The organism is Anaplasma phagocytophilum (assembly GCF_023476575.1).
In the GTDB taxonomy this organism is placed as follows: Bacteria; Pseudomonadota; Alphaproteobacteria; order Rickettsiales; family Anaplasmataceae; genus Anaplasma; species Anaplasma phagocytophilum_A.
Genome location: NZ_JAHLEX010000043.1, coordinates 1 through 9,408 on the forward strand (window position 1 = coordinate 1; position 9,408 = coordinate 9,408).

Below are 9,408 nucleotides of genomic sequence, written 5' to 3' on the forward strand. Positions count from 1 at the left end.
TAAGGCTTACAAACTTACTCAAAAAACTTATGTTCCGTATTCGCTGAGTATTACCCAAGCTGCTACACTAGGCGATTTCCTCCTGACTACTATTATCAATGGAAGCGATGCTGTTGCTACTTGAGCTGCTAGAAGGTCCCCTACTCCCACAAAGTGCCAAGTTAAGCTTATCGCCGGAGTTTACTATGTCCAATTCTGCATAGTACTTACAGTAGTGGTTCATGTCTTTCCCCAACTTTGTCACACAAACCTTACCATCAATATCGGGATAAGAATCCTCAATCGCCTTAGCAAAGTGAGTGATGTCTTTACCTTATAGATCGAATAATAGAATCCTGTATAACAAATCTCAAAACCCATACCCTTATCTCAAGTTCACCATACCTAATATGGAGATACTCATATCTCAACAACCTCACCCCCTTCAATAGTTTTAGCAAGTAGTCCGGCCACTATGGTTTTTTCTTCAGGAGTAAGTTCCTTTACTAGGTCTTTTGCTACGGCTGTGGCGTTGTCGTTAGTGACAGGTGTTTGTGTTACGGCCGACTTAGCAGTCGATGTCGGCCAATTCTGGCTGCCATCTTTTAGAGTTTTTCCGATGAAATCTTTAAGGACATAAGCTTTGGCACTATTCGTATTGCTCGCATTAGTCGACCCTTGTCCACCGCACAACGACGTATTGTTATTAGTAGCTGTGCCGTCAGCATTAGTCGTATCCGCATATATACCGTAGCTGTTCTGCCCCTCTTTCCCCTTCTTCGTCCTACAAACCTTGCCATCGATGATAGGGTGAGAGATTTCAACAGCCTTAGCAAAGTGAACAATGTCCTTACCTTATCTAATAAGAGCACCCTATACATAAACCAGATATGAAATCCTAGGATTACTAAACAAAACATACCTAGAGACTGCTTTTAGATATTCGGAGGAGCGTAGTTACTTAGTCTCCTCGCATATTAAACTCATTTGTAAACGTGAGACACTACAACTCCTTAGCTAGTAGATATACTGTATATGCTTCATCTTCCTTAACTTCCGCTATCCCCAATACCCTTAGTCTTGTTTATAATAACAAGAGTTACTGTATATACTCTTATTATACCCAGCGATCAACAGGTAGTGCGTATACCTGCCAGCATCTCTAGAAACAGAAGATATGCAGCGTAGTAAATAAAGTTCAGGGGAGTACTTATTGTTGTTTTAGGGAGTAATGCTGGAAGTAAGGATAGTGGCACTATATTTCGAACTCAGCTTAATTGAAGTGCATGAGGCTCTAAAAAGTATTAGTTGAAAGTACTAGTTGTTGTATAGCTTCTAGATCTGGATGATTCTATGTATATACGAAATACGGCAAATAATTGCCTTGACCTGCGCTGTTAGGGGAACTAAGATCAGTGGTTCTACGGGTGTGGTTTTCTCAAGATTAAGATGAGCGATGGTGTCTTACCAGTTTCCATAGAGAAGGAGTTAGAAGACTCTTATCTATCTTATGCCATGAGTGTAATAGTCAGTCGGGCGATTCCTGATGTTCGTGACGGACTAAAGCCTGTGCATCGGCGTATTCTGTACTCCATGTACAAGTCTGGGTACGACCATGATAAACCGTACAAAAAGGCGGCCCGTGTAGTTGGTGATGTAATGGGTAGGTATCACCCGCATGCTGATACTGCTATTTATGATGCCTTAGTGAGGATGGCTCAGGACTTTTCTCTGCTTGTGCCGCTCATAGATAGTCAGGGAAACTTCGGTTCTGTAGATGGAGATCCTCCGGCTTCTATGAGGTACACTGAAGCCAGGCTGGCGCAGGCTGCACACTTTTTGTTGAATGACATAGATGAAGATACAGTAGATTTTCGTCCGAACTATGATGAAAACGAGCAGGAGCCGGTTGTTCTTCCAGCTGAGTTCCCTAATGTTTTGGTTAATGGGGCGGGGGGTGTTGCGGTTGGGATGTCTACAAATATCCCGTCTCATAATCTAGGGGAGATTATAGATGCATCCGTAATGTATATAGACAACCCTGATGTAACCCTTGAAGAGTTGATGACGGTTATTCCGGGGCCAGACTTTCCCACAGGTGGCGTAATAATGGGTGATGCGGGTATAAAGTCCGCTTTTGCTACGGGTAGAGGAACAATAATAATCCAGGGTAAGACTCATATAGAAGAGCTGCCATCGGGTAGGCAAGCAATAATCATCGATGAGATACCTTATCAGACTAATAAGGCGAAGTTGGTAGAGCGTATACATGAGCTCATAAAGGAAAAGAAAATTGAGGGTGTTGCAGATTTACGAGATGAGTCGAATAAGTCCGGTATTAGGGTAGCAATAGAATTAAAGAAGCAAATAAATTCTCAGGTGGTGTTGAATCAGTTGCTTGGTCTGACGCCGCTTAGGACAAGCTTTAGTATAAACACGTTGGTTCTGGATAACAGTAGGCCACGTATTATGTCGTTAATTGAGATTATCGAGACGTTTGTTGCTTTTCGAAAAGAAGTTTTGGTACGTAGAACAAGGTATCGCCTGAAGAAGGTGAGGGAGCGGGCGCACCTATTCATAGGAATGTACATTGCAGTTTTAAATATAGATGAGATTGTAGCGATTGTCAGAGCATCTAAAGATGCGGCTGAAGCTGCGGCTGCTCTTAGGGAGCGTACATGGAGTCCTTCAGAAGAAGTGAGGGAGATGATCGAGCTAGTATCTGATAGTACCGGGGTTATAGAGGGTGGTAGGTATAGGTTAACTGCGCCGCAGATAAAAGCGATTTTGGAAATGCGCTTACAGAGGCTTACGGGTTTAGAGAAGGGTAAGTTAGAAGTCGAATTACAGTCTATGGTAGCGCTAATCACAGAATATACCAAGATTCTGAGTACCGATTCTTTGTTGATGGGTATGGTGCGTGAAGGTTTTCTTGACGTAAAGAAGAGGGTGGCTACAGCTAGAAGAACCACGATAGAAGAGTCGAAGGGAGATATTGACGCAGAGAGCCTTATTCCTAGAGAGGAGATGGTTGTTACTGTCACTATGAACGGCTTTGTGAAGCGGGTGAAGTTGTCCAATTATAGGGCGCAGAAACGTGGTGGGAAGGGTCGTGTTGCACAGGGAATAAAGGAAGAAGACGTTACTACTAAGCTCTTTGTGGTGGATACTCATACCAGTGTGCTTTTCTTCTCTAATGTCGGAAAGGTTTACAAGTTGAAAGTTTATAAGTTGCCTCTGGGAGAGCCTGCATCTCGTGGAAGGTCACTGGTGAATATTTTTCCGCTTGCTGAGGGTGAGGCCATCACTAGTGTCATGCCGCTTCCTGATGTTGGAGTGGATTGTGGCGTCGAGAGTATGGACGTGGTGTTTGCCACTTCTTCAGGGAACATCAGGCGTAATGCACTTGCTGATTTCCAGTATGTGCCTTCCAATGGAAAAATTGCGATGGTGTTGAATCCTGGTGATCAGCTGATATCAGCGAGTGTATGTGTTAGTACGGATCATGTTTTGTTATCGAGTAGGATGGGCAAGAGTATTCGATTTTCCGTAGGTAATGTTCGTCAATTTAAGGGTAGAATGTCGGATGGTGTAAGAGCTATTAAGCTTGCTGAAGGTGATCAGGTCATCTCTATGTCTGTGCTATATGGCTCTGAAGCTAGTTCTGATGTCAGGGAGGCATATCTGAAGATTCCTGTGGATTCTAGAATAAAAGCGGCTGAATATGATGGTGGGGCGATCGGCAAAAGAGTTTCTGGTATGCTAGATGATCTTAAGTTATCGGAAGAAACTTTTGTGGATATGGTGAAGAAGGAGCAGTTTATATTAACTGTTACGGAAAATGGGTTTGGAAAGCGTACTTCTGCTTATGAGTATCGTACGACGGCTAGAGGGGGTGTGGGAGTATTGAATATACTTACTACGGCGCGGAATGGTAAGGTCGTGGCTAGTTTTTCTGTTGCGCATACTGATCAGGTGATGTTGATTACAGATAAGGGAAAGCTAATCCGTATTTCTGTGTCTGATATAAGGATAATCGGCAGGAGTACACAGGGTGTGACGTTGTTCAAGACAGAAAAAGGAGAGAAGGTGGTTTCCGTGGCTCTGGTTATTGATAGTGGTGATAACTGTGACGATGATGAGGGTGTCGGAGAGGTTTCAGCTTAAATCTTTTTCAGTGCTAGCACGCGTTGGTTGCTGATTTGAAGTATGTGAGATCTGTGGTTTGCGCTGTGTCAGATGTTTTGAGTGTAGTGGGGTGCTTTCTGTGGAGTCTTTGATGGGAGGGGATTGCGTAGTCTGCGAATAAGGTCTTAGGGTGATTGCTTGTATGATGTTGGCGTGGTTTCTATACAGGCCTTGTGTGTACTATAGTCTGGTCAAATGGTTTATATTGGGTGATAATTAAATTTGTTTCCTGCTAAAAGTGTATGCAGAAAGCTGATATAATTTTCAGTCGTTTTTTCAGCGATAATCCCCGCCCGCGTATAGAGTTGCAATACCGCAATGAGTTCACATTGTTGGTTGCGATCGTGTTATCTGCGCGTACTACGGATGTTAGTGTTAATAAGATCACAGCCGAGTTATTTGATATTGCTGATTCTGCAAAGAAAATGCTTGCTCTAGGGGAAAGTGGGCTTAAGCGCTATATAAACAGTATAGGTTTGTATAACTCCAAGGCTAAGAATATAATTCAGTTGAGTGCGATAATTGAGAATACCCACGGTGGTACAATCCCTAGAGATTTTGATTTATTGACGGCTCTTCCAGGTGTGGGGCGGAAGAGTGCAAATGTGTTTTTAAATTCATGTTTGGGCGTACCCACGATTGCGGTTGATACTCATGTATTCAGGGTGAGCAATAGGATAGGATTGGTGAAAGAAAGCAGTGTTTTGGGTGTTGAGAGATCTCTTGAAAAAGTTGTGCCAGAAAAGTGGAAGCTATATGCACATCACTGGTTAGTTCTGCACGGACGGTATGTGTGTAAAGCGCGTACTCCTTTATGTGGCAAGTGCATAGTTAGTGATTTGTGTGCTAGTAGGAGCGTGTTTCCGCGGTAGAGTGTGAAAGCGGCTCCTAATAGTATGAGAAGTGGGGAGGTATTGACTGTTACATGTCTGTGATACTGTGGAATATGCTCATAGGGCAGGCACGTGGGGGTTTAAATGATATGGGGCAATAGCCTATGGGCGTATGAGAATTAGCTACATAGATTGGAGAACATTCATTTGTATATGTCTGTGTTGGGTATTGCAAGATTGGTTGTCTTCGATTTATTACAGATGTAATTGATTTACCTGCTAAAATTCAAGGACTTTCTTTTCAGTAAATTTTGACTGCGGATGTCATTCATCCGTAACTTGCGGCATGTTGACGCTGTGAGTTGTTTTTTACTAAAAAGCTTTGCAGAGTGATTGAGAAAAAAGCAACGCAGTTTTCTCCATGAAGTGTCTCTAAAACTTCCAAATTTGTATTGTGGTTTATAACTTATGCTATGTGTGAGGCGGGGCCTTAAGGTAATTCCTGGATTTTCGTTTATGAGATAAGGCTTTTTCTAATTAAACGTGAGTCTATTGTAAAAGACTTATGGTAAGTAAGGGTATTAGCGTAGCAGAATGTGAAGCCATGTGTTTTTATGGCAAAAGCTAGCTAGTGAAATGAGAAAGCGGTGCTCATATGCTTGGTTACAGCGTCTTTGTTCAGTATTTTTCTACGTTTCTACGTAGTGAGCAAAGTATACTTGCTTGTTAGCTGCTATACCGGTGGAGTATTTTTTCTTGCAAGGGATTTTATTAGCCTGTCTAAGCGCTATTATAAGCTAGAAGATTGGATGGATTTCGAGTCTAAAGTTATTGACTGTGCGTACTCATGCCCTTACATTATGGGCTAATTTGCGGGGAGCGAATATGTCCAGAGAGGAGATTGGTCAATTTTTTGTTCGTTTCAAAGGGGCAATAATGGGCGTGGTACTGTTGGCGTTATGTGCCTCAGGCATTGCGTTCTTCCTTGACAGTAGAAGCGAGAAGCAACGTATCCAAGATGGAGATGCCATTTATGATGTTCTGCGTCGTAATGATGGATCTGTAGAGCAGAGGCTAACCGAGGTTTCTGATACGTCTAAGGGTATAATTGCGCGTTTGGCGAAGTTTAAGCTTGCAGCAGGGCATGTGAGGAGCGGTAGTGTGGTGTCTGCTAGGGAGTTGTACTACGATCTTGCTGTGGATACAGGGTTAACGCGGGAGCTTCGGGAGCTAGCTGAGTATTTTGCAATTGTGCTTTCGCTGGATGGAGAAGATCTAGATGAGGCACTAGAAGAGAGGCTTGTGCGGCTTGCTTCGGGGAGGGATTCTATATACCGGTCGTCTGCGAAAGAAGCGCTAATTGTTTTAAAGCTTAGAAAGAATGACGTAGATGCTGCGGTGTTGGTCATGAAAGAAGTTCTGGGTGATCCCGCTTTAAATATGGAGATCAGGAGAAACGTTGAAGGTCTATTGAGAGTATATGGCCATAAGTAAAGTTTTCATTCCTCTAATCCTTGAAACAAAGGTATCGAATGATTAGTTAGAGGTAAGATTCGGTTTGTAGTGTCGTGGAGTTTGTTGTGGCGGATATTGAAGAGTTAAAGTTTGATGCGGAAGTAGGGAAGGTATTAAGTCTTGTTGTACATTCTCTGTACACAAATAAAGACATATTTCTAAGGGAGTTACTCTCTAATGCTTCAGACGCCTGTGATAAGTTGCGGCATGAGTTTTTGTCTAATCACGACCTTATGGAAGAAGGTGAAGAGCTAAAGGTGGTGATTAGTGTAGATAGGGATAGTAAGCGGCTTTCCATTTGTGACAATGGAATAGGTATGAATCGTGATGAGCTCATCACAAATTTGGGTACTATTGCAAGTTCGGGTACGCAGCGGTTTTTGGAAGCTCTGGGTGGTGATAAGGCCAAGGGGTACGATCTCATCGGGAAGTTCGGTGTGGGTTTTTATTCTGTCTTTATGGTTGCGAGTGAGGTAGTGGTTGATACTTGCCGAGCAGGGGAAAGCGTTGGTTATAGGTGGAGATCTTCTGGTGATGGGGGATTTACTATAGAGAAGCTGGGCGAAGGCGTTCCTAGAGGTACGAAGATAACTTTGAGTCTTAAGGAAGAAGAGTCAGGATTTTTGGATAAGTTTAGAATAGAGCACGTAGTTACTACATATTCGGATCATTTGGGTTATCCGGTATATTTTTTGGATGAGAAGGGTGAAGAGGAGAAGCTGAACAGTGGCGTTGCTATTTGGACTAAGCCTAAGGCTGAAGTTACTGCTGCTGAGCATTTGGAGTTTTTCCGCTCTGTTGCCCATATAGGAAGCGAACCATGGATGGTGATTCACAATAAAAATGAGGGGGCTATTGAATATACTAACTTGCTGTATATTCCGTCGGTAAAACCCTTTGATCTTTTTCATCCTGATAGAAGATGCTCTGTGAAGTTGTATGTGAATAGGGTATTCATTACTGAGGACAACGTGCAAATCATACCTCAATATCTTAGGTTCATAAGGGGTGTGATAGATTCTTCTGATTTGCCTTTGAATATCAGTAGGGAAACTTTACAAAATAATCGCATAGTAGAGAAAATTAAGACTTCTGTTACTAAGAAAGTCTTGTCTGCTCTGAAAGAAAAGGCTGAAAGTGATAATGAGAGCTATAGCAAATTCTGGGAGAATTTCGGTCCAGTGCTCAAAGAGGGTTTGTGTGAGGCTATGGATACGGAATCTCGCGAAGGTTTGCTTTCTGTCTGCAAGTTTCATACTAGTGCTTGTGCTGCAGGGGAGCTTGTAGGTTTGGCGGAATATATTTCCAGAATGAAGCCAGGGCAGGAGAGTATTTTTTATCTTTCAGGTGATGACTTAGAATCTACTAAGAGGAGTCCTCAGATTGAAAAGCTCGTGAGTAGTGGAATAGAGGTTATCCTGCTTGTTGATCCTGTAGATGATTTTTGGACTAGTGTTGTCTCCGAATATAAGGGGGTGCCATTAAAGTCTGTCATGCGTGTAGGTGAGAAGGATCTTGATAAGTGCATAGGTGCTAGTGACGATAACGGTGATAAAAGTAGTAAAGATAGTGGCGAATGTGCGTTAGATAAGGAGAGTATAGGTGCCTTTATCGAGTATTTGAAGAAGGTGCTCGATGGGGTAGTGAGTGACGTGCGCGTTTCTAAGAAGCTTACTACAAGTTTGGTTTGTCTCGCAGTGCCTGATAATTCAATGGATATACGTATGGAGAGGTTCTTAAGGGAGCAGAAGCAGCTGAATTACAAGGGTAACAGGATTTTGGAAATTAATATTGATCATCCTATAGCGAAGAATCTTCTAAAAGAACATGAAGAGCGTGGTGAAAGTGAGCTTCTAAACGGGATAGTGCATTTGTTATATGACGAAGCGTGCATCATTGAAGGTGAAGAGATAAGAAGTAGCGTTGATTTTGCGGGTCGTATAAATGGGGTGCTTGCTAAAATATTTTCTAGCAAGTAGGCATTGATTTCTGAGGGAGGAGGGCTATGTATAGGCTCTTTTCCCTGTACGGAAGTGCATTAATAAACTTCGTGTTCTGCCTCAATTTGAGTTCTGAATAATGTAGCTAGGGACTTAGGTTGCGTGACCATGGGTATTGGTAAAGTTTAGAGCATAAGAGTACCGTGCGATGGTCTTGGGGGTTAAAATCCAGGAAGGGGTGATTTAATAATCTGATACTTTTCTTATACCTTTACCCAGTTTTGGTGCAGCCATTGTTCAAAAAGAATGCAGAGGTCGTAGATTTTCACATATTATGGTGTGTGATATGTAGCAGCACTGCTTATAAATAGGGAGATATGACTAATAAAATCAGGAAAATTTTTCCTAAAAAGTATACTTGATAAGTGCTCAAAGTATTGATGCAGCGCACATTTTGACTCGTTATACTTCAACATGATATTAGTAAGGTCCTTAAATTAGTTTTTGCTGCAAAAAAAATACTACTACTGACGCTATGTGTAGTGTACCAGGAATAATAATTTCAGCATGTTATCGGCTGTGATACAGTACTAATGGTAAAGCGATTTTAAGGTTTCTCCACATTATGTCACTAGCTGCCCCAGCAATGAATTACGGATGAAGATTTACTACTAAAGTTGTGCTGGCGATATGCGTGTGCACTGCATATGTAGTACTCAATCTTGTTATGCAGTGCGCTATTACAACATGTAATAGCGCATGGATACAATCAATTAGGGTGAGAGGATTGCTTGGTGATTTTAAGCCTTCCTTTTCTAATAGTTCTTTAACACGATTTACTTCTTATACGTGCTTATTTGTGCCTTATCTGAGACATGTTAAATAAAAATTCTTAATTTCTTTCTATCAGGTCCTGCCTAAGAAAAAACTAGCTTAAGTAAGAGCTAAATTGC

At 42.1% G+C, this 9,408-nt stretch carries 6 protein-coding genes; 4 read left to right on the forward strand and 2 right to left on the reverse strand.

Translation table 11 applies throughout. The features are described 5' to 3' along the window. Nucleotides 1-399: 399 nt before the first annotated feature. Nucleotides 400-672, reverse strand: coding sequence for a hypothetical protein (locus KPX09_RS02940; protein ID WP_249548912.1), 273 nt, complete (start codon nt 670-672; stop codon nt 400-402). Continuing rightward, the gene (locus KPX09_RS02945; RefSeq protein WP_249548913.1) at nt 585-824 is read right to left on the reverse strand and encodes a hypothetical protein; all 240 of its coding nucleotides are present in this window, start codon (nt 822-824) and stop codon (nt 585-587) included. Before KPX09_RS02945 ends, KPX09_RS02940 begins: the two co-directional genes overlap by 88 nt. A gap of 604 nt (nt 825-1,428) precedes the next feature. Between KPX09_RS02945 and gyrA the strand changes: the two genes are divergently transcribed. From gyrA to htpG, 4 genes are all read left to right on the forward strand, one after another. After that, complete coding sequence (gene gyrA / locus KPX09_RS02950; RefSeq protein ID WP_249548915.1) at nt 1,429-4,146, forward strand: DNA topoisomerase (ATP-hydrolyzing) subunit A; 2,718 nt, start codon at nt 1,429-1,431, stop codon at nt 4,144-4,146. Nucleotides 4,147-4,409: 263 nt separating this feature from the next. Beyond that, nucleotides 4,410-5,039 (forward strand): endonuclease III, encoded by a 630-nt coding sequence (gene nth, locus KPX09_RS02955; protein ID WP_249548917.1) that lies wholly within the window; start codon nt 4,410-4,412, stop codon nt 5,037-5,039. Between the two features lie 846 nt (nt 5,040-5,885). Next, nucleotides 5,886-6,494, forward strand: a complete 609-nt coding sequence (locus KPX09_RS02960; protein ID WP_249548919.1) for a hypothetical protein — start codon at nt 5,886-5,888, stop codon at nt 6,492-6,494. An 86-nt stretch (nt 6,495-6,580) separates the two neighbouring features. Further along, on the forward strand, nt 6,581-8,494 hold the full coding sequence (gene htpG / locus KPX09_RS02965; RefSeq protein ID WP_410518477.1) for a molecular chaperone HtpG: 1,914 nt from the start codon (nt 6,581-6,583) through the stop codon (nt 8,492-8,494). Nucleotides 8,495-9,408 lie beyond the last annotated feature (914 nt).